Origin of the sequence: Natrinema pallidum DSM 3751 (assembly GCF_000337615.1) — an archaeon.
Taxonomy (GTDB): Archaea; Halobacteriota; Halobacteria; order Halobacteriales; family Natrialbaceae; genus Natrinema; species Natrinema pallidum.
Genome location: NZ_AOII01000114.1, coordinates 1 through 1,270, shown reverse-complemented (window position 1 = coordinate 1,270; position 1,270 = coordinate 1). Strand labels below are relative to the sequence as shown.

At 46.2% G+C, this 1,270-nt stretch carries 1 protein-coding gene and 1 pseudogene; both read right to left on the bottom strand.

Annotated elements, in window-relative coordinates; genetic code table 11:
- Positions 1-217, bottom strand: a pseudogene (locus C487_RS19940) (IS6 family transposase); the annotation flags it as partial.
- 58 nt (positions 218-275) lie between these two features.
- On the bottom strand, positions 276-1,028 hold the full coding sequence (locus C487_RS20565; protein ID WP_152422552.1) for a hypothetical protein: 753 nt from the start codon (positions 1,026-1,028) through the stop codon (positions 276-278).
- Positions 1,029-1,270: the final 242 nt, after the last annotated feature.

Sequence of the window (1,270 nt, the reverse complement as noted above, 5' to 3'; positions counted from 1 at the left end):
CCAGCCGATGCACCCAATTCCAGACGGCCCCATGAGATCGTTCAACGCCTAATTCAGCGAGAATCGTTGTTGTCTCTCGAAGCGAGCAACCGGTCTGATGGAGGCGGACGGCGAACGCCCTGACGGGCGTCGCCGTCTGCTTGTTCTCCCACGATTCTTCTAAATCTGCGCCATAGCACTCGCTGAGCAGGTCTGCGAGCGTTCTAGTCCACTTCACTCAACGACCTGCTTGTTCCTCAAACTGGCTCAACTAGACAGTGCCGGTTATATATTTCTTAGTTTACAATATCAATGATCTTCTCAACAGGATCATCAGCCGCAATGTGGAGTCCCTTGTAGTGTTTGCCCGGAGAAAGATCCGAATGATGACTTTCAAGGGAGTTAGCACCACCAAGTCTAATTGCTTCTTCTCCAGCCCAACCGACGTGGTCGTCCCATAATCCGATAGAGAAGTCAGTGCCAACGATATCAACATGACCAAGGAAGAGTTGATAACCTAGTGCGCATACGATTCCTGCTATTACACTGCCTGCAGGACCTCCTGCGAGACCGGGAATAGCGCAAATAGCACCGGATAGAGCTGTCTCAGGTAACCCCTCAACATTCTCACCCGTGTTTATTTCAACGACAGATGCATAGTGATCATCATAAATAACACCGTTACAATCTCCTCTATGATAGGAATGAACCTCATAATCTTCGATGATAGGGTTACCCTGGGTTGAAACCCGAGTATTAGTATCTAACACATCAACTGACTCTGCTTGGTCAAGTATGGAGACGGAGGAACTCTCTTTGTTGGCTTTGAGCAGGTATGCTCCACCTTCGTTCGAGACAGTTGAAATTCGATAATTACTTGTTTCTTCAATCAGCTGAGGGCACTGGAAACATTCGTTTGATTCCTCTTGGAAAACATCATCTTCTGATTCCTGAGCCGCAGTTGTGTGCGCTACAGTACTAATAGTTCCAAGAGCTATTCCGGTTGACTTGATAACTGTTCGCCGATTGAGTTTGCTATCGTCCTTCATCGCATATTAGTAATTTACAGTATGTTTAATATATTTTCCGGTTGGATATAGTTATAAAATATATACTAAAACACTCCACAAATTTGAACGTCGAAGTGAGAGCGTGACGTAGGCGACAACAAAGACGGATGGTGACGATCACGGACTTCCTATTATGTTCGAAGGTAGTCGACGAGTTGAGACGTTATCACCTCTGTAGCAACAACACGCAAAACCTATGCCACAGTTCTTGTTGACGCTAG

Bases quoted from the DNA above. Each gene is read 5' to 3' on its own strand.
- C487_RS20565 (WP_152422552.1), bottom strand. From the start codon at position 1,028: ATGAAGGACGATAGCAAACTCAATCGGCGAACAGTTATCAAGTCAACC.